The organism is Paenibacillus sp. RC67 (genome assembly GCF_030020805.1).
In the GTDB taxonomy this organism is placed as follows: domain Bacteria; phylum Bacillota; class Bacilli; order Paenibacillales; family NBRC-103111; genus Paenibacillus_S.
This window is the reverse complement of sequence record NZ_CP125098.1, coordinates 2349966-2372322: the sequence shown is the minus strand read 5'-3', so window position 1 is coordinate 2372322 and position 22357 is coordinate 2349966. Positions and strand designations below refer to the sequence as shown.

The 22357-nt window shown below is 45.7% G+C and carries 22 protein-coding genes and 1 pseudogene; 2 read left to right on the top strand and 21 right to left on the bottom strand.

Annotated features, from left to right (window positions below; translation table 11 throughout):
- Positions 1-92: 92 nt before the first annotated feature.
- Entirely contained in the window at positions 93-1043 is a 951-nt protein-coding gene (locus QMA13_RS10655) for a substrate-binding domain-containing protein (RefSeq protein ID WP_282941346.1), read from the top strand.
- A 90-nt stretch (positions 1044-1133) separates the two neighbouring features.
- On the opposite strand, the gene QMA13_RS10650 is transcribed toward QMA13_RS10655, so the two are convergent.
- The 18 genes and pseudogenes from QMA13_RS10650 to QMA13_RS10565 form a co-directional block, all read right to left on the bottom strand.
- On the bottom strand, positions 1134-1688 hold the full coding sequence (locus QMA13_RS10650; RefSeq protein WP_282941345.1) for a ribonuclease FAU-1 family protein: 555 nt from the start codon (positions 1686-1688) through the stop codon (positions 1134-1136).
- A complete protein-coding gene (locus tag QMA13_RS10645) occupies positions 1685-2479 on the bottom strand; it encodes a phosphotransferase family protein (RefSeq protein ID WP_282941344.1) in 795 nt (264 codons plus the stop codon). The genes QMA13_RS10650 and QMA13_RS10645 overlap by 4 nt, the downstream gene beginning before the upstream one ends.
- Before the next feature lie 44 nt (positions 2480-2523).
- Positions 2524-2982, bottom strand: a complete 459-nt coding sequence (locus QMA13_RS10640) for an NUDIX domain-containing protein (protein WP_282941343.1) — start codon at positions 2980-2982, stop codon at positions 2524-2526.
- 26 nt (positions 2983-3008) lie between these two features.
- Positions 3009-3560: pseudogene (gene pgsA, locus QMA13_RS10635) on the bottom strand (CDP-diacylglycerol--glycerol-3-phosphate 3-phosphatidyltransferase).
- A gap of 46 nt (positions 3561-3606) precedes the next feature.
- Positions 3607-4092: a pantetheine-phosphate adenylyltransferase gene (gene coaD / locus QMA13_RS10630; protein WP_282941342.1), complete on the bottom strand. Its 486-nt coding sequence runs from the start codon at positions 4090-4092 to the stop codon at positions 3607-3609.
- Between the two features lie 123 nt (positions 4093-4215).
- Positions 4216-5193, bottom strand: a complete 978-nt coding sequence (locus QMA13_RS10625) for a phosphotransferase enzyme family protein (protein ID WP_282941341.1) — start codon at positions 5191-5193, stop codon at positions 4216-4218.
- A gap of 19 nt (positions 5194-5212) precedes the next feature.
- Positions 5213-5806: a GNAT family N-acetyltransferase gene (locus tag QMA13_RS10620; protein WP_282941340.1), complete on the bottom strand. Its 594-nt coding sequence runs from the start codon at positions 5804-5806 to the stop codon at positions 5213-5215.
- 90 nt (positions 5807-5896) lie between these two features.
- Entirely contained in the window at positions 5897-6370 is a 474-nt protein-coding gene (locus QMA13_RS10615) for a GNAT family N-acetyltransferase (protein ID WP_282941339.1), read from the bottom strand.
- Positions 6371-6438: 68 nt separating this feature from the next.
- The gene (locus QMA13_RS10610) at positions 6439-6612 is read right to left on the bottom strand and encodes a hypothetical protein (protein ID WP_282941338.1); all 174 of its coding nucleotides are present in this window, start codon (positions 6610-6612) and stop codon (positions 6439-6441) included.
- Between the two features lie 58 nt (positions 6613-6670).
- Positions 6671-6844, bottom strand: coding sequence for a hypothetical protein (locus QMA13_RS10605; RefSeq protein WP_282941337.1), 174 nt, complete (start codon positions 6842-6844; stop codon positions 6671-6673).
- 40 nt (positions 6845-6884) lie between these two features.
- Complete coding sequence (locus QMA13_RS10600; RefSeq protein WP_282941336.1) at positions 6885-7409, bottom strand: GrpB family protein; 525 nt, start codon at positions 7407-7409, stop codon at positions 6885-6887.
- Positions 7410-7438: 29 nt separating this feature from the next.
- Entirely contained in the window at positions 7439-8194 is a 756-nt protein-coding gene (locus QMA13_RS10595) for a hypothetical protein (RefSeq protein WP_282941335.1), read from the bottom strand.
- Between the two features lie 110 nt (positions 8195-8304).
- Positions 8305-9276: a GNAT family N-acetyltransferase gene (locus QMA13_RS10590; RefSeq protein WP_282941334.1), complete on the bottom strand. Its 972-nt coding sequence runs from the start codon at positions 9274-9276 to the stop codon at positions 8305-8307.
- A gap of 29 nt (positions 9277-9305) precedes the next feature.
- Entirely contained in the window at positions 9306-10769 is a 1464-nt protein-coding gene (locus QMA13_RS10585) for an amidase (protein ID WP_282941333.1), read from the bottom strand.
- A gap of 194 nt (positions 10770-10963) precedes the next feature.
- Positions 10964-11731: a DeoR/GlpR family DNA-binding transcription regulator gene (locus tag QMA13_RS10580; protein WP_282941332.1), complete on the bottom strand. Its 768-nt coding sequence runs from the start codon at positions 11729-11731 to the stop codon at positions 10964-10966.
- Between the two features lie 323 nt (positions 11732-12054).
- A complete protein-coding gene (locus QMA13_RS10575; RefSeq protein ID WP_282941331.1) occupies positions 12055-12951 on the bottom strand; it encodes a pectinesterase family protein in 897 nt (298 codons plus the stop codon).
- Between the two features lie 294 nt (positions 12952-13245).
- Positions 13246-14397, bottom strand: coding sequence for a DUF2087 domain-containing protein (locus QMA13_RS10570; RefSeq protein WP_282941330.1), 1152 nt, complete (start codon positions 14395-14397; stop codon positions 13246-13248).
- Between the two features lie 162 nt (positions 14398-14559).
- Entirely contained in the window at positions 14560-16566 is a 2007-nt protein-coding gene (locus QMA13_RS10565; RefSeq protein WP_282941329.1) for a heparinase II/III domain-containing protein, read from the bottom strand.
- Positions 16567-16801: 235 nt separating this feature from the next.
- Here QMA13_RS10565 and QMA13_RS10560 point away from each other — a divergent pair, with 235 nt between their 5' ends.
- On the top strand, positions 16802-17425 hold the full coding sequence (locus tag QMA13_RS10560; RefSeq protein ID WP_282941328.1) for an MmyB family transcriptional regulator: 624 nt from the start codon (positions 16802-16804) through the stop codon (positions 17423-17425).
- 3 nt (positions 17426-17428) lie between these two features.
- Here the strand turns inward: QMA13_RS10560 and QMA13_RS10555 are convergent, their stop codons facing one another.
- From QMA13_RS10555 to QMA13_RS10545, 3 genes are all read right to left on the bottom strand, one after another.
- A complete protein-coding gene (locus QMA13_RS10555) occupies positions 17429-18493 on the bottom strand; it encodes a Gfo/Idh/MocA family protein (protein ID WP_282941327.1) in 1065 nt (354 codons plus the stop codon).
- Positions 18494-18820: 327 nt separating this feature from the next.
- Positions 18821-20605, bottom strand: a complete 1785-nt coding sequence (locus QMA13_RS10550) for an ABC transporter ATP-binding protein (RefSeq protein ID WP_282941326.1) — start codon at positions 20603-20605, stop codon at positions 18821-18823.
- A complete protein-coding gene (locus tag QMA13_RS10545; RefSeq protein WP_282941325.1) occupies positions 20602-22353 on the bottom strand; it encodes an ABC transporter ATP-binding protein in 1752 nt (583 codons plus the stop codon). Before QMA13_RS10545 ends, QMA13_RS10550 begins: the two co-directional genes overlap by 4 nt.
- Positions 22354-22357: the final 4 nt, after the last annotated feature.

Below are 22357 nucleotides of genomic sequence, written 5' to 3'. Positions count from 1 at the left end.
AATTAGATATAATTAGTTATAATTAAATATCATTATAACGACAAGTTATTGAAAATGTAAATTGAAAACTGAAAATGGCAGGGAGGATAACCATGTCCAGCGATATGTCCTATACGACAGAAGAGATCGCCAAGCTGTTGAAAATATCGAAGCTCACCGTTTATGATTTGATAAAAAAAGGCGAACTGCCCTCTTATCGAGTAGGCAAACAAATGCGTGTGGACGCTGCCGATCTGAACCTTTACAAACAAAGAGCCAAGAATGCTCAATTTATAGAACCAAACATAGGACAAGGCCCCTCCATATCCTCAGCTCCATTGCGTTCTCTGGGCGATTCTCGTTCCATCGTAATAACAGGACAAGATATAAGCCTAGATATATTGGCTAAGCATATGGAGAAAAAAATACAGGGAATTCGCCCTCTCCGCTCCTATGTAGGCAGCCTCGATAGCCTGATGGCGATGTATCGCGGTGAATCCGACATCGTCAGTACACATTTATTGGACGGGGATACCGGGGAGTATAATATCCCTTACATTCGCAAGCTGCTTGTAGGGTTTTCTTACACTGTTGTCAATATGCTTTCGAGGAAAGCCGGATTGTATGTCCAACGGGGGAATCCGATGAACATCAGCGGTTGGAGCGATCTCAGTCGACCGGGCCTGCGTATAGTCAATCGTGAGAAAGGCTCTGGAGCCCGAGTTCTGCTTGACGAGCAGCTTCGTCTTCATCATATTCGCGCCAATCAACTGGATGGATATTTGAGAGAAGAATCGAACCATATGGCGGTTGCAGGCAAAGTCGCTTCCGGTGAAGCTGATATTGGGGTCGGGATCGAGAAGGCGGCGACTATCGTCGGCAATGTCGATTTTATTCCGTTAATTCAAGAACGTTATGACCTTGTCATGGTTCGTAAACCGGATAATCAGGAATGGATTGATGCCGTGATTCAAATTTTACAATCGGAATCGTTTCAGAATGAGCTTCGCTCCATTCAAGGTTATGATTTATCGCTCACTGGACAGCTCTTATATGAGAGCTAGAACGGTCCCTTTACAGCCCAAAAAAGTCGCGTTCCTCCTTATACTTAGGAAGAGATGCGACTTTTCTTTTACCCAAAATATTCAATAAGTTCATTTGTACTCATGCAATCTCTGGTTTCTTAACTGCTCTATGTACTTTCCCGTGTGAAGTATATACTTATTATCTCCGCTTTCAAGACTTTGCTGAATGGCTTGCATCTCTTGTACGGCTAATTCATAGACATCCTCATTGATAATACCCTTATGACGTGCATCCAGCAGCTCGTCTTCATCCAAAACAAAATGGTTTCCATTCGGCAGCTGGACGAGATCCAAATACAGATCATGGATGACAGGCACTCCTTCATCGTTCAGCTCTGTCAGCCAAGTCACATCAAAGTACCACTGCAGCACCTGATCGTTACTATCTAGCATAATCGTTACACTATGATGACTGTCCCTGGGGAACAGCATAATCCATGAATAACCATGATCTGCGATACACACACTCTCACCAGCGTACTGTATAAAGAGAGGCTCTCTTACTTGATCGAGATAAAGAAAGCTCATATAGCCCTCGAACACCTCGTCGCTTACATAGTGTTGGTAGTATCTTTTTTTTAATATACGAGTCCAATTCGGTCGATTTGCGATTTTTTGCTTCATACACTGCTTAGTCCCTTCTTAATGATCCTGACCAAACGTGAATGCTCCGATTCGATTCCTTGTTCTAGACGGAAGATCGCCGCAAACGGAATCCATGGCAAGATATCTGCTTTGTCCGTGGGCAGCTCACTCAAGTAAGTTTGAGTGTAAGCCTTGAATAGTATAGACCTTGAATTATGAAAGTTTTCAAAGTGAGGAATAAAATCCGGTAGCTCTGCAATTTTGAGAATCAGGGCGCTTAACACAAAATCAGCCAAGCGATTCCCTCTTTTGGCATTAATCCAGTCGATGACGTTCGGTCCGCTCGGCGAAAGCAAGATATTATCTGGATGGAAATCTCCGTGACATACCTCATTAGATTCGGGCAGCATATCCAGCAATCGAAGCGCCTTGTCTTTCAAGACAGACTCGATCCTAACCGCTCTTATTTTCTTCTCAAAATCTTCCTTCTGTGAAGGAAGGCTATCGCTGTGGCTCTGATGCACCTTGGCATGCAGACGCGCACTCACCTCACCTATCCATGCTGCTTTGGAAATATCGCTTAAGAGCACTTGCAACAGTGTCGGACCTTCAAGCTTTTCGTAAACGATTCCCGTCCTCCCGCCAACTGTAATGATCTCGAATGCTTTTGCAACGGGCAAACCTGAATCTTGTACGACTGAAGCTATTTTGTATTCATGTTCAATAATATAGAGAGGAGTATTGGGATAAAACAGCTTAATAATCTGCGCCTTGTCATAACCAAAAACCTCGGCTTGCCGTCCCTGTCCGAGCTTTTGTCCTATTTCCATACAAAACGCTCCCTCCTCTATTGAATCTACTTTAATCTACAAGCTCACGTTCGAAGTAACGCCTGTTCTCCCTTTTTCAAATCCTCAAATAACGGGCGCTGTACACTGCTAACTTCCCCAATGTAAACTTCTTCCAAATGCTTAAACTCCAGGACCAGAGATTCATTATGGCTGTCTTGGAACAATAATGTTTTCCCGTCTGCGGCAATCCGATTCTCTAAGTCTACTCTAGCATCAAAAATAAACATGACGAAGACCACTTCATTCCCGTCAGGGTACCGATACTGCATTCTAGGACCACTGTAGACCGCATAGATCGCACACTCTTCTACAGCAAGCCCGGTTTCTTCAAGAACCTCCCGCTTCATCGTCTCTTCTACCGATTCACCGGCATCCATTCCACCTCCGGGAAGTCCCCAATTCCCATAATCCGATCTTCTTTGCATTAATATTCTGCCATGCTTATCCTTAATGACAGCTCCACCTGTGACGATAATTCGCATCACACAACTTCCTCTCCAAGTTGCAGCTACAGATGCAGCTCCAATCTTTTCATATTGTTCTTTATGTAGTTGTAGCCAGAGTATATCGTTAGCGCAGCGGCACTGTACATGAGGATCTGATCGACGGGGATTCCTATCCACCATTGAAACGGCTGATTGTTCAATATGACAGCCGTCACCGCGGCTACCTGTACAACAAGCTTGATTTTTCCATAACGGTCAGCAGCAAGCGCAATGCCTTTACTAGCTGCAACGATTCGAATGCCCGTTATGATCATTTCCCGCGCAATAATGACGACGGCGATCCAGGAAGAAAGCTTATGATTCTAAACCAAAATAATTAATGCTGCACATATTAATAGCTTATCTGCAAGCGGATCTAGCAGCATCCCGAGGCGAGTAACCTGGTTATAGGTTCTTGCTATGTATCCGTCTAATTGATCCGTAACTGCTGCAATCAAAAATATCGCTGCGGCAATAATGCTGGAAGTGTCCCAAGAATTAGTCGGGTATGGATACAGAAATATAATGAATAGAGGGATCAAGCCGATCCGAAAGAACGTTATCTTATTTGCCAAATTCATCTTCGGCACAACTCTTCCATTTTTTTCCATAATAGGGTTGTTAACGGCTCTCAAGTACAGTTTGAATGTAATTCAACGCGTTATCGGTCATGTACGCTGACGCCAGCTCGATCCTCTGAGTCTGCAAAAACATTTTGACTAAAGTGCTGCTAGTGTTCAAATGCTGAGTGGTCGGCGTTAAATAAACGGTTTCGGCTAAACAAGCCTTTTGGTTGTACTGCTCCAGCTTAATTTCGTAATCCAAATCGGTCGATCCTCTAATGCCCCGTATAATGACATCGATATGATGTTCTTTAATATAGTCGGCAATGATGCCAGAATAATGGACTACACGAACGGCTTGGTTCAGATGAATGGTTGACAATCGGGCAATCCGATACCTTTCTTCTGGAGAAAACATATGCGACTTCGATTTGTTGCTGGCTATAACGACGTCAATTTGCTCAAACAGTCGTGTCGCTCTCTCCAAAATGTTCAAATGCCCTAACGTAAACGGGTCGAAGGACCCCGGATAGATAGCTCTCATGCTGTTCCCTCTTTTCTAGAGAATGATAGGACCGAGGCTTATTGTATCCTACAAATATGGAAGTAATACCCATAAATCTATACTATCCGAATACAACCCTTTTTGTAAAATGATATGTCCATGTTAAAGCTGATAAAAAATCGGTTTGTCTTCCAAAAATGGTTTACAGTGCATATCGCATAATCGCGGCAATCTTTCACGGATCCATCTGTGTTTCTCCGGGTTTTGCATATGAAAGGCATAATAGCCGAATATTGCAAGTAGCATAAAGCCCTCAAGGAGTTTGACAGGATCGTCTGGCAAAGAACAAGCATCCGTATAGCTATTCAGAAAAAGCTCTTTCTTCTCTTCCTTCATCATAAGGGCCCCTGCACCTACATCCATTAAATAAAAGCCGTAACCGGATAAGCAGAAATCAATAAACGACCATCCCTCATCCGACACTATGATATTACTCAGATTGATATCGGCATGAACCATACCCCAAGTGCCCGAATGGATGTCAAGAGCAGCTAGCCTATGATGGATAAGCTTAAAAACCTCCTCTAATACACTCCGTTCTTTCATTCCAAATAATCCGATTTGCTCACCGCAAAGTATTCGTCCCAGCATTTTCTCATTTCGCTCCAAGCCATACTCTGGTCTACTGCTGTAATACACTCCCTCATAGCTACGGGAATATGTATGCAGCTTAGCCATATCGGTTCCCAATCGACGAACATTCTCATCTTTAAACAAATCTTGATCCGATAGGATGTTACCATGGAGCCATCGCAGCAGTGTACAGCAGATCGTTTCCTCATCTATTTCACATGTTGTTACGTATTCTCCTGATCGGTTCAGGACGGGGGTCTGGACAGTAAGCTCCGTTTGCTCCGCTAATGTCTTCAGAAGCTTCATCTCTGAAGCTAGTCCTTCACGAGTATGCTGCACTCCCAGGAAGCTTTCTGTTACAGGTTGATGAATGCGCAATAAAAAAGCCGCTCCTGTCATTGTATCCGTTACTTTATACGTCCGATTCTCATTATGTCTAATAAACTCAATAATGGGAGCTGATAGATCATAATTAGAAATAATGCTAAGAAGAAGTGCTGGTTCCACGTCACCACCCGAGCCTTTCTTATAGATAGTCCTTAAATATGCGATTTTTAATGGCTTCCCATTCCGAGTGAATAATACTGAAATACACATCATCCCTGCTCTCTCCAGCTGCGTTAATGTAATTAGCACGGAATATGCCTTCTTGCTTTGCGCCAAGCTTGAGAATCGCTTTCTGAGAGCGAAGGTTATCAATATCTGTACTGAACTGTACTCTGCGAAAACGCATTTGTTCAAAAACATAGTTCAGCAGCTCGAATTTACAAGCTTGATTCAAACCGCTCCCTCGAAACTTGCTTCCGTACCAAGTCCAACCGATTTCCAGCCTCTTATTAGGGAATACGATATTCCCAAATCGGGTTGCCCCAGCCACTTCATTAGTTTGCTTATCAATAACAACGAAAGGATACGCTCGGCCTGCTTTCCTGTGCTCCATCGTTTTATTAATATAGCTTCTAACATCCTCTTCCGATCTGCATTGAATAGAAAACTTCCACAATTCCTCGTCAAAAATAATACTTCGAAGCCCCTCCTCGTGCTGTTCCGATAAAGGAACAAGCTTGACGCGTTGATTTTCAAGGATAATCGTTTCATGAAAAAATACGTCTTCCCTCATTCCCCTCACCTCAAAATACATAATTAAGATAATAAAAAAGCCGGTACGAAAAATGCATTCTCGTTCCGGCCATGTTGTGTATGATCCTATTTATAACAGAAGCTTTAGCTTCTCCCCACCCGTTATCACGAAGCCTTCCCTTTGATAAATAGCTAGGCTTCTTTCAAATTCAGGCAGAGGAGGAGTGCTGACCTCTAATCGTTTCCAGCCTTTGTTCTTAGCGTACTCTATGGCGGCGCCTACTAAATTTTTTCCGACGCCGTGAGAACGATACTCGCTGCGTATATACAGCTCTTGAATGATGCCAAAATGTCCGTTTGCATACAAAGAGCTGCTCTCACACATCGACAGAAACCCAACGATTTCTCTTGTCTCCTTGTGTACAGCCTTCAATATGTTTAAGGCTCCCATGGAGATAAGCATTTTGCATAACTCAGGTGCGCCGTTGGGATTAAGGACGCTTATATCGCCTCCCGTAGAACCGATAATTTCATTCATTAGCTCTATGTACAACTCGGCAACCTTCCAACAATCCTGTTCACCGCATAGCTGAATCTCCATCATCTCGACCGTTCTCCGCACCGCACCTTTATTTTCGAGTCTCTCCCGTTTGCCACGAGCTCCTATATCACTTAGTCTAATGCATCAAACTTGCCTTGTTCCAGCTGTTCTTTGATTAATTCCAATGTTTTCATGCTGCCCAGCAAATAATGCTGCTTTTCCTTCGTATCTACGACGCTAACCGGCGTATCCTTAATTTGTTGAATTTTTTCTTCGAGCCATACTATCAATAGTTCCTTTTTCATGTGAATATCCTCCAAAATGCTAATCTTTTATTATCCATCTTATATATTAACACGAAATCTAATCTGCGTTTCTAACAAAAATATAGGCAATGAAACCGATAGGTCCCAAAATAAGAACTACCAGTGCCCAAAGACAACCTATATTGGCTCCCCGTTTGTCTGAAGCATCAGACCAAACCCAAAAAGTAGCCAAGATCGATAAAATCCAAAGAAGGATGACAACCGTTGTCATACGTTCCGTCTCCTTTCGTTACCCATATCCTGCTTCTCGCTTAGGTTATTTCCTCTGCTTGTTGTAAAATTCTTTGAATAAAAGGAGCCTTCGCTTTCGTGTAGGCTTCTCTGTTGTAAGCATATATTTCATTAAGCTTACTTTTTAATTCGGCATATTCTACTGCTGTCTCCGGATACATGCGCAAGTAATTTCTAAATCCCCTATTCGCTTTCCAATGCTCTCCCTCATACAGATAAATATGCAGATGATGAGTCCCTGCCCCGCGCTTCCCTTTTCTAAAAAACTTCCTTTCCGGAAAATGCACATGCTCCACATGTTCATAACCGATAAGTTCTAGTCGTTGGATATGTACCGTTGAAAGCTGTTCCAGCCCGGCAATTCCAACCATAATGTCAATAACAGGTTTGGCGGTCATGCCAGGTATCGATGTACTGCCAATATGCTCTATCCCGATCAGAATGTCCTGCAATAACGGGACAATCTCCTTTTTCTCTAACTCGAACAGGTCAACCCATTCCGGGTCGTATTCCGACAAGATGACCTCTTGCTTGCTTCCAGACATCTGCTGTAATCCTCCTAACTAAAGCAATATTATGGACCCGCTGCATACAAAGCTAAAGCTTTCATGACGATTTCCCGATTCATTCCTGTTTGTTCATGAATTCGTTCAGCCCACTGCTCGTTATCCCCCAGTTTCGACTCATGAACCAAACCGTCATTGCAGCTTATAAAGCTGCTCCAACGATCAAACTCCCAGTGTACGATTTCATTCGCTTTCTTCAAACGAATTTCCACTAACGGATGTCTCAGCAGCGATTGAGAATAATGACCAGCAGCTACCAGTTCATTTTCTTGTATTGGCGTTAAATTGAAAGATTGATAGCTTACTTTGCCGTTAGGCCTTATATAGGCAAAACGGATTCCTTCAGCGATCGTTTCTGGTTTCACTTTTCCTCCGGTTACAAAGCCTTCGAGCGCTTCTTCGCAATAATCTGCACTTGTGGAGTCTACTAAGATAGGTTCAATCCATTGATCGCCCAAATCGCAAAAATAACGCTGTCCCCTATAATTTACAGCAACTACAGCTACATGAGCTTTAGGCGTATGCAGGTTATGTCCTACTCCATAGGCGTTCATTCCGTTTGCTCTATAGGCATGAATGAGCCAAAGCGCCAAGTCAAAGCAGTTACCCGACAATCCGTACCGATGTCGGTGTTCTTCCATAGTCTCCACGCTTCTTTGCTTGCCTTCTCCTGAGATCGCAGCGTACCAAGCCTTCGTTAATGTCTCCATTGGATGGGAATCAAATAGGTTCCATATCTGAAGTATATCCTGAGTTGCTCGCATCGCACCCTCCAGCAGTTTTCCCACATTTTACCACATTCCTCGTTATAAAATATACCAATTTGATCACAAAAAAGCAGATGCTTCATGCACCTGCTTGGACTTTAGTCTTTTTATAATACATCAAACTCAACTGGCCAAAGAATACTGCCTGGAGTCGTCTTCCCATTATCTACTTCATCACAATAACGGTGAAGCTCCTCATTCTTATTTAACACACGAAGCATCCTGACTTCTCCTGTTATTATGTTTGAAGTGTAAGGGAGATTAACGATACTACGAACTCCCTTGCTCAAGGGATGCAGCGGCAGCTCCAACGTTTCAAGTTCAGTGGCTCGAAGCAATGACTTCATATAACTGCTCATATGGGTAAATGCAATTGAATCTTTCGCCAAGAAGCTAATGATTCTCGAGGGGTTGGATGTATCATATCGAATATATCCGACTAATTCTCCATTCATACTCAATGCAGAAGCCCGGACCCCTCTGTCGCAGCTGATCCAGTCCAATACGGAGTCGCCTGGTGCAATAGCCATTTCGCTATCCACGAACCAGTCCTCCCACATCGCACGTAGTGCAGGCACGTCCCGCTCCTCTAAGCGCCGTTCTGAAACGGTGGTTTGAAGTGTAGGAATATCCGACATAGCGATATGTAAAGAAGCCGAGCTCCACATGTTAGGCCGATACCCAAAACGAGAATAATATTCAGAATGTCCCAATACAAGGGACAGGTCGAAGCCTTTTTCAATGCAGCGGCGGATGCCCTCTTCCACCAGCTTCGATCCAATACCCTGATTTTGAAACTCGGGATGAACGACCAGAGGTGCAAGAATGACCGCTTGAAGCAATTTCCCTTTGAAAAGAACAGGTTGAGGAGTAAATAACACGTGTCCTACTATTCGACCATCGATTCGACCATCGATTCGAGCAACGATAGACAAATCAGGATCAAATGTCTGTCGGTTACGAAGCAGGCTAATTAAGCAGGTCTCTCCCATACCATAACCATAGTTAAAGGTTAGAGCATTCAGTTCAGCTATTGCGTAATAATCGTTACGATCTTCTGAGTGTAAACTAACGTTCAACGTTCATACCCTCTTCTTTTTATAAGCTACTATTGCTCATTTCCTTTTTCAAGTATCGGCGGTTTTCGGCGAGCCCGAAGCTGTTCAAATGCATAAGCCAGCTTAATAAGCACAGGCTCAGAGAAAGCGGCTCCAACGAACATGATTCCAAACGGCCTTCCATCTTGAAGATACCCCGCAGGCACAGCCATAGAGGGATACCCAGCTTTGGCCGCAATAGTATCTCCTAACGTCTCTGGAAAAAGTAAGGCATCAAGGCGATGCTTTTCCAACGTTCGATCTATGCCTTCTGTTCGAGACAAGCGAATATCTGTCAAACGATCCTCTATGTATTTAGGTTCTTTTAAAAGACCTGATGTTTGCTCCGCAGCAATAAGTCTTTTTTGACCGTATTTCAACGCTTGGTCCGCATTAGCTTCATTAAAAGCAATAAGCTCCTTAAGCGAATGAACGGGAAGCTGCGGGGGAAGCTTGCTCAAAAAGGCATTGATATCCGCTTTGAAATCGTGCTGCAGCACGCTGGATCGAAATCGAGATAGCTCCTCAGCCGAGGCGATATCAGCAGGATCTATTAGTTGGGCGCCTGCGTCGGCTAATTCTAGTAGAACCTGATCAAAGAGTTCATTTTGTTCTTCATCCAATTCATCATGAAAACCATTGCGCGGCACGCCGATACGAGCCCCTTGCAAACCGCTTTTGTCCAAAAATTCGGTAAAATCGGAAACTTCAGTACCTGCAGCGCATCGGGTAACAGGATCTTTCGAATCGATTCCGCACATCGCTCCAAGCAGGATAGCAGCATCGGCAACCGTACGAGCCAGCGGTCCCGCGGTATCTTGACTGTGGGACAAGGGAATGACGCCACTTCGGCTAATACGCCCCAAGGTAGGCTTAATGCCGACAAGCGAATTGTTAATGGCAGGACTGATAATCGATCCCGATGTTTCTGTCCCGACTGATACCGCTGTTAGATTGGCTGCTACGGCCACAGCAGAGCCCGTGCTTGAACCCCCTGCAAAAAAGTCATGCCCATACGGATTCAACACTTGTCCGCCCCTGGAGCTATAACCGGCAATCATCCCCTCGGCCATAAAATTGGCCCATTCCGTCATATTGGCCTTACCTAAAATGATAGCACCTGCTTCTCTCAAGCGGGTTACAAGAAAAGCGTCTTCACTAGCATAATGGTCTGCTAATGCAATGGAACCGGCACTCGTGTGCATTTTGTCCGCCGTCTGGATATTGTCTTTAAGCAGTACCGGAATGCCATGCAGCGGACCGCGTAGCATACCTGCGCACCGCTCCGCATCAGACGCTTCCGCCAAATGAAGCGCATCCGGGTTTAGCTCCAATACGGAATTAATCTTTGGTCCCTGCTGATCGTACGCTGCGATGCGTTTCAAGTATTGCTGCACAAGCTCGAAAGACGAGCATTCCCCTCGCTCCATTGCCTGCTGCATCTCAGCAATAGTAGCTTCCTCAAGCTGAAACATAAGCATCTCCTCCTCATCCTAGTTGCATCTCCTAATTCTAATATTTTACCACGAGCTTTCTTGATCCACTGGGTAAAGAATAACTATGACTGAACTCTCCAAGGCAATGTAGGTCAGGTAAAATACACAAAAAAGCTTGATTACTCAAGCTTCTTATCATTATACCTTTTGCAAACCCGAAGTACCCCTTCGTCTTAATTACTGTGAATCTGAATCACATTGACAGACTGCTCCGTTAGCTGAGCTATAATCTCCGGGTCCGTCTTCTCGTCCGTAATGACATATTGAATGTCTTCCCAAGATGCGACCTGGGCTAGTGATTGCTGTCCAAACTTACTATAATCAGCAAGCACATAGGTGGTATCGGCAATGCCTATCATTTTTTGCTTAATCAATGCCTGCAGTTCATTGAACTCGCTCAGCCCCCGTCCAATATGAAGGCCTTTACAGGAAATGAAAGCTTTGTCCACATGATACGTGCTAAGCGAACGCTCGGCCAGCGGACCGACGTAAGATAATGAACGAGAGGAGAGCAAGCCTCCGGTGGAGATGACCTTGATCTTCTCTTTCGTACTCAATTCCATCGCAACCTTGATCGAATTCGTCAATACGGTTAAAGAAATATCCGGCAGCAGCTGTGCCATGTACCAAGCAGTAGAGCTGGCATCAAGAATGATCCGGTCAAGCTCGTTCACATAGCTGACCGCCTGTTCAGCAATTCTGCGCTTCTCATCCGCATTTGTCGTTTCCCGCTCCATATACGGTGTTTCATACTGCGAGGAAGGAATGCTGATGGCTCCGCCATGGCTGCGCAGCAGCTTGCCTTCGCTTTCTAGCTTATCCAAATCCCGGCGGATCGTTTCTTCCGTCACTTCGCATATTGCACTGAGCTCCGTCACCCGGATACTGCCTCGTTCATTGACGAGCTGTACGATTTTTTGCCATCTTTGAGCAACCAACATCCTAATCCCTCATTCAATTCTAATATTCAAAGCGCGATTATCGCTATGCCTGCTCCCGTCCTTCTTGCAGTTGCACTTCGTAGCCTTGTATAGGAACGACTCAAAATAATTGACTTCATGTCAATTCATAATAAGTCCCAGCGCCATATATTGTACAACAAGATTGCCAATTGCACTAGCTTTCCATCTGTCTGTCTTACGGGCCATCCGTTAACAAGTGCCGTAATGGATGAGTATGTATAAAAAAATCCACGCAAGCGCAGAAAAACTGCTGCAAGCATGGATTATTTTGTAATGAGATGCTGCCATTGATAGGGCTTCCGCTAACGTTCCGGATTCCATCCGTCCCTTCCGCTCAATATTGCGCTAACCGTATAACGATCCGCTTCTTCAGCTGACAGCTGCTTCGACCAAGCCACTCTCGAGCCAGGATTAGCCCCCGGCCCACGGCTGGAAAATTCATAGTAACGACTTGTGGTTTCCCGTTCAGGGTCATTCCAGTTGTGCCAGCCCTCCGGCTTGATGGACGCGTCCATTTCCGTCCTAATCCAGACCACATTGGCGAAAGGTCTCCACGGTCTGCCTAGATATACGTCGGTCATCCCGGGATCAGCGGTTACTTGGCAATCCAGAAAAACATATCCGAACGTTTGCTGCTCCGGTGTAGAGGCCGCGGTCAAATAGCCTCCTTTCCGTTTACTATGAATCACACATCTCTGAAACACAGCGCAGGCAGGGCCGAATATAAAATCCACGTCCCCCTCAATCCGGCACTCTTCGTAAAATTGTCTACTTTCCCCTGTATAAAGCGTATCTTGAAAGCCTAGCATCGTTACATGGCGGAACACCGCCCGGTCTCCAGTTACGAATACGGCTACCGCCTGCCCTGTCCCCTGACCCGAAGTATTGCGAATGGTCAAATGCTCTGCTGTGAAATCATCTCCGTGAAAGTAAGAGCTGGAGCTGCGGAAGGTACCTAGAGGCTCCCCATCGGCACCTAAAGTTTTGGCATTATCCGAATAGGTCAATATGACCCCATCCCGAGATTCCCCAATAAAATGCAAATTACGCTTCTCCTTAGGTACAACAAGCTTTTCCTCATAAATTCCGTTCCTGATAAAGATCGTAATCTTATGCTCGCTGCCGTCCGGTGATGCGTCAACCGCGGCCTGTAAAGTACTGAAATCTCCCTTGCCTTGCCCATCTACAACAAATTTCATTAGTTTCGCTTCCTTTCAAAACCTGATATATCCGTTCCTACGCTTTCACATGCCTCGATCTATAACTTAACGGCAACATAATAGCACATGCCAAATGAAGTATCTTTATCATTTAATGCTTGATTCAAGAATAAATTCATTATTTTTGTCATTTGTATCTCTGTTTGAAATTAGCGTAAACGTATTAAATAGATGCGTGGGAGATATACATAGTTCTGCAAACAACAAAAAGAACCTTACTGTCGTAATGACGGCAGGCTCTAAGGATTCAATCCAGCGTTTTATATCGGCAAATCACTCATTATAGCCTTTCTCTTCAAAAGGCTGCAGCTTATCTATCCATGTGGCTTCCAACTCGGCGAGGCGTTTCAACTGTTCTTCCTGACCGCCCTTTGGTTCTTTGAGCTGCTCTAGCACTTCAAAAGCAAATGCTTCTTTACCGAATTCCTTCCAATCCTTCTGTAACTGCTTGTTGCGATAGCCCTTCATATCGAGCTCGAATTGGATACGATTCCAGATCGCATCCAAATTCACACTGCTGCCAACTAATATCTTATCATTTTCCATATTGCGAATTGCATAGACGCCCGATTCACGCTTCAACTCTTTATATGCCTGCAAAAGCTCCTTACGACGGTCTATGTTCACCGCTGGCATTCCTTCCTTAACCCAGTAGGCACTACCGTCCTCCTCACGGTCCATAAAGCCATATTCAATTAAATAGCGCCGCAGCGTAACATAATCAACAAACGCCTTTTCCAGCACCTCGTTGACTTCCTTCTCGGAATATCGATGGCCCGGTTCAAAACGGGTAATCAGGTGACTGAGTACGACTATCTTACGTTTTTCCTTTTTCGGAAAGAGACTGAGCGGACCATCCAGTCCCTCCTTAAAGTACGACAGTACGATGCTCTGATATTCCTCTTCCGTTACTGCATACCGCTCATCCCGAATCGTTGCCGTTCGATGAACCGGTACCAGCTGCTTCTTGGCCGTAGCTTTCTCATGCGTTCGAGGTTTGCCGTTCTTTTGCTCCAGAAGCTCCATAATGGCAAGAAACAGCTTCGCCTGCTTCTCCTTCTCACGTAGAGCGAAGCGGTGATTACGGATGGTCGAAGCGCTTCCTCCATCCAACTGCTTAACTATCTCATTATCGCTATACCCGTCATAGAACATTCTGAGCAAATTTTTTTGCAGATCGGACAGCCCGGTCAGCTTCTTGTTCAAGCCGAGCAAATAATCAAACATGGAGCCGTGTTCTTTAGTCATATGGAGACTTGCATACTTCTCCGCTTCATACATGGTATCTTCATCTTTATAGATGATCCCTTTCTCAAAAGCTTTACCGCAAACAAGACATATATATTGTTCTGTGCTATCTTGATAACTATAGCCTTGCTTCAATTCCTTAAGAGGAACCTTCCAAAACAATTCAGAATATTCCACAATCAAACACTTCCTTGCAAAATTTATTAATATATAGATATTTTATATTTTTGTTTATTCAATGTCAATCTGGACCAAGTAACCAGAAAACGGACAAATAAGCCGGCAGCCGTCTTATCTCTAAGATAGCCTGCCGACTGTATTTGAGCTTCTATAATCCGCTCAAATTATCCTTGTCGATAATATGAACGGAGCTTTCCCTTCGATATGAATGACAACTTCTTCTGAAGATGCATCATAATTCGCCTTACAAGCAGCAGCTTTGCTGTCGATTCCATTTGCTTGGAAGACAGCTATAAATACGGTTTCCTTAACCTGCTTCCTTCTACGAAGGAACGTGCTTCTCTTGCCGATAGAAGGCATTGCCATCGATTCAGCCAGATAGAGTTCTTCCCCCGCCTGAACATCCAATGCTATCAGTGAAAGACGGTCCTTATTAGCGGATTCTACGTTCCACATCCATTGCATCGTACATTGGCTCTCAGCAACCTCAATTGATTTAGGATTGTGCAGATACTTATAACCATCCTCAGTACCCAGAACCTCTCCAGCAGCCCTACTCCAGCGCGGCGCTTCCTCGGCTTCCCCATCTGCCACGGGTACTCCTTGCGTATGAATAATCCAATCAACATCCTGCTCTTCCGCGCATTGGACATGAAATACGTCCAGGAGGAAGTCGTCCTTTAAAATAATTTTACGTCTAAGTACAGCATCAGGATAAGCGCCACTAACTTCCATGGCAGCTTCCATTGCTCCATCCGTATTTGTCCCCATATGCAATATACGGCCTTCGGCCTCTGCTTGTGATCTACCCCCGACGACAACCGTGTTATGCGCCACCGTCTGTTTGAAATAGTCAAAATGGATTGGATTGCCGTAGGGCAGCATCCCCGCATCTGTCAGCCAAGGATGGCCTCCGCCATAGTAAAGCAGGTTTAGCTTATCCTGATGCCCGTGCCACCCGCCATGCTCGCCGTAATCGATCATCGCAAGGCGCCCCTTCTCGGGAGAGTCCGCCTCCTGTTTAAGAAATAGCATCCCCGCTTTTTCAAGATGAACGAATCCGTTTTGCGCTATAGAGCGGGTTGACTCGTTTCGGGATGCCATATCTTCCTCAAAACCGAATAAAAGGCTGTATAACGATTCTCTAATCCCGCCCCTGTGAATAACTTCTTGTCCTACGCCGATATATTTCGCTGAAAATTCAAACAGATGGGAATATTTCTCCACCTTCACCTCACCAGAATCATGAATCGGAGGGAGTGTTCCATCAGGGAACATGCATTCCAGCGGAGCACGGTACATCGATTGAAAACGCGAATCTTCGTAAAGCTGCAGACCAAAGCTTTCTGCCGCTAGCACGATCAATGTTTGAGCCTCCAAAGTGTAGAAATGATACCCCCATGCCCCTTCATACCAAAAGCCGTCCTGACCCAGGCTATTTTCCATTTGAAAGTAAAACCCGTTATTCGGATCACTCACGACTTGCTGCATTAACTCCTGATCATCCAAAGCAGCAGCAACTAGAGCTTTGGCCGCATTATGATAAGTTTGCCAATTCGATATCCCTGCGGGATTGTTCGCAATGACATCCAACGCGGGGAGCAGCAGATTGTTAGTAATGTGATTGATTTCTTTGGAAGTAAACACATTTTGAAGCTTGAGAATGTGAAAACCCTGCGCCAGCAGACACAGCCAGCTCGCCTCTGAAAGAGTCTGGCACATCACCTTGCCGGAGGTATGGCTGGCACCCCCGTGGCGATCGTGCAGAGGAAACCGTTCATAGTGATCAGCGTAGAACAATAGCACCTGCTTAGCCCAATCTGCCCAGCGGCCTTCCCCGTCTATTCCGTATAATACAGCCGCATTTCGGCATGTTTTACTATAATTCCAATGCTCGTTAGCTATGGCTACTTCATCCCATGGCGAGCCACTCCAGACGCTATCACAGGTTGGACAGCGATGATGATGTCTGTCGATCAAGACAAGGCGGTCTCCATCCGTAGGGCAGTTATAGTCATGACTCCATCCACCGCCAAGAAGCGGTATGTCAAAAGGCTGTGCCAGCATGGTCTCCGGCTGAGCTCGAAATCGCTCATAAATCCTCTGAGCCTCTGGGTAACGCTTACATTTTTCACGGATACGCTCAAAAAAATCAATGCTCCACATAGACTAATCCCCCTGTCCTATCGTTAAATCAACTTGGTGTTCTATGATCAGAGTACCAGAAATTGGACCCTCAAAGTTACGGTCTATTGTGTAAAAATGTCGTTATTTTATGTATCCTATCGAATGCCGTAAAACAGAGTTAAAATTTACAAAAAAATTCGTCGAATTCAACATATTGTTTTTTACTTCCGTATATTTTATAATCACTTGTACGTCTTATTACGGAGTGACGAAAGTGACATTAATAGAAGATTATGAAATAGTAGAACAACCTTTACATAGATTAACGGATTATCCGTTTCCATATCCTGATTTCACCGGAGACCAGCCTATGATGAGTCCCACATTACAGCGCATTCTTGACTACTTGTGCCCCTGTCCTGCCTTCATCGCCGATCGGCGCTGCAACATTATAGGATGGAATAAAGCAGCTAGCGCAGTCATGAGCGGCATTGGACATATCGGCAGTGATGAGCGGAACATCGTCTGGCTTTCTTTTATGAAGCAGGAAATGCGCGAGCTTGTCGTTAATTGGGAAGACTTCGCCAAAGACTTTTTGACAATATTCCGCAATTATTATGGTCAATATGCCGGCGATCCATGGTATGCAGAATTCGCTGAGCTCTGTGGCCGGATCAACCCGCAGTTTACAAAGCTTTGGGAGCGTGGCGAAATAGCTTCATCCACAGCCCCTGTTACGGTACGAGAATTCAATCATCCGCATGCCGGAAATATGAGATTCGAGATTACCTCTTTTCAAGTGTATGCCCATGCCGACCTGCGCTGCTGTGTTTATACGCCGCTGCCAGAGTCTGAGACCGAATCCAAAATGAAACATCTGCTTAGCAGTGAATTGTAAACCCTAGTCTATCCTTCCATTCTCACGAGCAAACGTTTTGACATTCACAGGTATTCCCTGCTTACTGCTTTCCATAGAGGCGAACAACAATATCATAGAGTGGAGATTCGATTCGATATCGGTCTCCATTTTTTGTCCTCCATGGACCCATTGAATAAAGGCTTCGAGCAAATAGTCATTTCCCCATTTTGCACTTTCCTTAAACTCTACGGGCTTGCCGATGGGATTACCTTGCATACGATTGTCTTCCTCTAAGAATACCTCTACGCCTCCTCGATTCAGTACAATGGTGGCTTTCTCGAATTCAGCGCGGATGTACTCTTGCTCCCAGCTATGCTGAGGAGAAGCGTTACACCAAGCTGTCTCATACGAGGCCCGGACCGAATTCTCAAACCGCATAGTCAGCAAAGCCTGCGCACTCCCAGTGTAGTTCCCCCATTTAGGAGTCCATGAATCCATATACACGCTTTCGCAATGCGCTCCAGCTAAGTTCTCCAGCAAATCCAACTGATGAATCGCTCCCTCAATGAGCATTGTATTCCACATTTTGGCTTGTCTTTCTTTAAGACCGTCGCGGCGGTGCCAGTTAAAGTTCATAATGAGGTAGTCCAGCTCTCCATAGGCCCCGGAACGAACTAAGTCACGGAACGTCCAGATTGGGCGTCTAAAACGATGAGTCATCGTTATACCCATTTTTTTATTTAATCTGCGCGACGTTTCTACAATTCGCAAAGAAGACTCCAATGTATCGGCAATCGGCTTCTCGCTCAGCACGTCACAGCCGTATTCCATGGCCAGAATCGCCGTTTCCTCATGCGTATGAGGCGGAGAAGCTATAATGCATATTTGCGGCTGTGTCTGTTCCAAGGCTGCCTTAACATCCGTAAAGCAATGATTATCCTTCAAGCCAAGATGCTGCGCAGCTATTCTTAAATGATCCTGATTGACATCCACCGCCGCTACAACCTCAACCATTCCTTCTTGAATGGCTTTAGGAAGCGTTCTCGTACACCAGGTTTTTCCCCAACCGCCTGTTCCGACAATGATCGTTTTTAATGGTATATTCATCTTCTCGCATCCCTTTTAATATTAATAGGTGAACTTCTTAACGCCTGGTAGCCTTAACAGCTCCACTCTATTATGCTAGCATTCATAAAGGCAAATCTATGTCTTCATGTTGTGAATACATGGTTTTATGTCGGATTTTTTCGGAGAAGAAGCAACTCGACCACCATCTGGAAGAAGTAGCAACCTGACATTACTAAAAAAAGATCGCCCCTTCCGCAGGACCCTTAAGGTTTTGCAGAAAAAGCGATCTTCTCCGAGCTATAGAGCGTCCAAGCTCCGCTATTAAATCTTCTAACGCAGCATACTTGGGGATTTATCTCCTATACCTCACCCTACGCTTTCCTTACCTTCTTCCCGATTCCACAAATGACGAAGCTCCTCACTTGTCTGAAGAAGGAATTCCAGCGTTCCTTCGGCCTCCACACGACCATTCTTAAGAACTATGATGTGATCGGCATGCGCCAATGCCGTCTTGCGATGAGAAATGACGAGGCAAGTCGCCTGGCCCTGCCGCTGCTCGTAGATGCGCTCCCAGAGCTTGCGCTCGGTCTCGACATCTAGGGCACTGGACAAGTCATCGAATACTAGCAGCTCCGCATCACGAACAAACATCCTTGCCGCTGCCGTACGCTGTGCCTGCCCTCCAGACAGCTTGACGCCTCTCGGTCCGATCACAGTGTCCATCCCATTCTGCAATTGATCGATATCAGGATCGAGAATAGCAGAACGGACAGCTTCTTGGAGCTGTTCCGAATCCCGATTCATCCCAAGCAGAATGTTGTTTCTTAGCGTGTCACTATATAAACGCGGAACCTGAGGCGTGTAAGCGCTATGTGGTGGAACAAAAAACTCGCCTGGCTGGTCAACACGCTCATGATTCCAAAGAATGGTGCCAGTATCCATCGGCAGCAGTCCTAGCAGTGTTCGGACCAAGGTAGTCTTGCCCGAACCTATTCTGCCAGTAATAACCGTAAACGAGCCGCGCCGAATTCGGAACGAGATATCTTCTATCCCGCGTCCTGTTTCTGGATAACGATAAGTTATCCCGCGGACCTCCAGCTCTCTGAGCCGATCCGCATCGGATGCTTTTTGCTCCTCTGCTCCTGGGTCCTTCATCTCCGAACGCAAATGTAGCGGATGATATTCTACAGCGGCACTAATATCGGAGCTTTGCAGCAGCTGCTCCAAGCGCTGTTTGGCAACGGAGCTCTGTTTGAAATAAGTCAAAAACTTTCCGAAATTTTGAATGAACTGTGTTATGAATGTCAAGTAATAGACAAACAAGGCAAAATCTCCTACTGTAAAGCTGCCATCTCGCATCGACTGAGCCGCCAACAACAATATAAACCCTGTTCCGATGTTGACTGTGTTCGAAAATACGGAATCAAGCACTTGATTCAGCAGCTTATCCTTCAGCATCGCCTGACGCCGGTTATCGTTCAGCTGCCGGAACCGGTTGATGACCCGCTCTTCCGCTCCTGCGACTTGTATTGATTGTACGGTGCTGAACATCTCGCTAATCGCGCCTGTAACCTGGCTCGTCGCCTCCCGGCTGGCCGCTCGATACTTTTGCAGCAGGGTTGTCGAAAGTTGGGCAATAGTCACTACAATCACCAGAGGTAAAAACACCCACAAAGTCATGGTCGGATTGATTCCATACAATATATAAAAGGAAACGACCGCAAAGCAGGTCATTCCGAATGCGTCGACCGACCAGCTCACCGTCTCTTCGATTTGATCCACATCATCCCGGAAGCTGCTAATGGCTTCTCCAGGAGAACAGGGGATAGCCTTCGCTCCCGGTTCCTTCAAAATACGCATCAGCATATTTCGGCGCAGCAAGGCACCGATACGAAATCGGAACTGTACATCCGTAACAAATCCGAATAGGATCAATACCCCCTTAGCCAACGCCGATGCAATCAGCAGAACGATAAGCATCCCAATGCTGAAGCCGTATACGGAACCTCCAGACAGCGTGTCGAAAAACTGCTTCGTAATCCAACCCGGAGCGATAGGAGCCAAGTAAATTAACGACCAGGCAATGGCATTAATCGTATATAAGATCGGACGATAGCGCATAAGCCGCCATAAAAAAGTAAATGTACTCATGCGAGCATCTCCTCCATTCCGACTTGCAGCATTTGGTTATAACGTGAACGGTGATCGGCGGCAAGGCGGGTTCTCTCCCCAAACTCCATAACCCTACCTTGATCCAAAATAAGAATTTGATCTGCGCGCTGAATCGTCGCTAACCGATGAGCGATAATGATGCAGGTCCGATTCTCTAACAAGCGGCTGATGGCCTGCTCGATTTTTTGTTCCGTAGCAGGATCTAGTCTTGAAGAGGCTTCATCAAGAATAATGAGCCCTGGATTCGTCAGAAATACTCGAGCGAATGACAGAAGCTGTGCCTCTCCAGCTGATAGTCCGCCTCCACCCGATTCCAGCTGGCTGTCTAAGCCGCTCGGCAATGAATCGAGCCATTCTTTTAAGCCTAATTCCTCCAGCACTTCAACAATTCGCCGATCCTGAACATCCTCACGGAAGAACGTCAGATTGTCGCGAACCGTTCCTTGAAAGATTTCGATATTTTGCGTTACCATACCGACTCTACCTCGAAGATCTCGCAGCGTAGCATCCCGTATGTCCACATTTTCTAAAGAGATGCCACCGTCACGCACATCATAAAAGCGCAGCATAAGCCGTGCCAGCGTCGTTTTGCCACTCCCGGTGCGACCAAGCACTCCAAGCACTTTTCCTCGCTCCAGCTTAAAGTCGATATGATGCAGCGTCGTCGTATTGTCTTCATAACCAAACGCGACATGGTCGAACGATACGGATAGCGGACCTGACGGCAGAGGTAAACCAATTCCGTCCCGAATAGCAGGAACTGTAGCCAACAGCTCGCGAATGCGGATGATGCTGGCGTCCGCTTTTTGCAAATCCTCCATTTGCGTCCGGATTTTCTCAATCGGTTTGCCCATCAGCTCCGTATAATAGAAGATCATATAGACGGTTCCAAGCGTTATAGCGCCTTCTTTCCAGAAATAAGCGCTGAGGGCAAACGCTATGGCATTCCCGATAGTAAAGACGACTAAGGTTGTAATCCACATACTAGCCCAGCCAAAAAAGGCTTTGATTCGAAGCGGCAGCCACTCGCGGATGAGCAGGTGAAAACGATACATGACATACCCCGTAGCCCCGTTTGCTCTTGTATCCTCCGTGCCTTCCAAATGCTCCCCGAGAAACCCGTAAAAACGGGAGCTCATTTGACGCAAGGCTCCCCAATGAGGGACAGCAAACTGCCTTATGTATTGAATAGCATAGATCGCAAGAAAGACAAATAGAGTCATTCCTGTCCCGATAATCCAACCCTCACGGAACAAAAGCACCAGCATTCCGACAACAAGCAGCAGGTTGCTGAGCAGCGTCACCACAAAGTTGGAAAAGAAATTGGCCAAATTGTTAATGTCCCCGTCCACTCTTTCAATAATTGCCCCGGACGTATGTGACTTATGGAACGACATATCAAGCTTCATGCAGTGCTCAGCAACATCTCCGCGAAGCTTGTTGGTAGCTATCCAGCCAATGTTTTCACCTATATAGGTCGCAATTACCGTAATAACCTGCTGTAGGAGCGATACCCCAATAAACAGCCCTGCCGCATACAAAAGGGGCGCTGTGCTTTCCTGTGTTTTGGCTGTATCGATAAAGTATCGAATGATTTGCGGGTTCACGAGCTGCATAATAATGCCGCCTATAAGCAGCACCGACAGCCATACGATACTCCCCCGCTGCTGCCGCAAATAGCTGGACAGTAAAATAGCATAATCCTTTATCGGTATTTTTTGCTTCATCCAA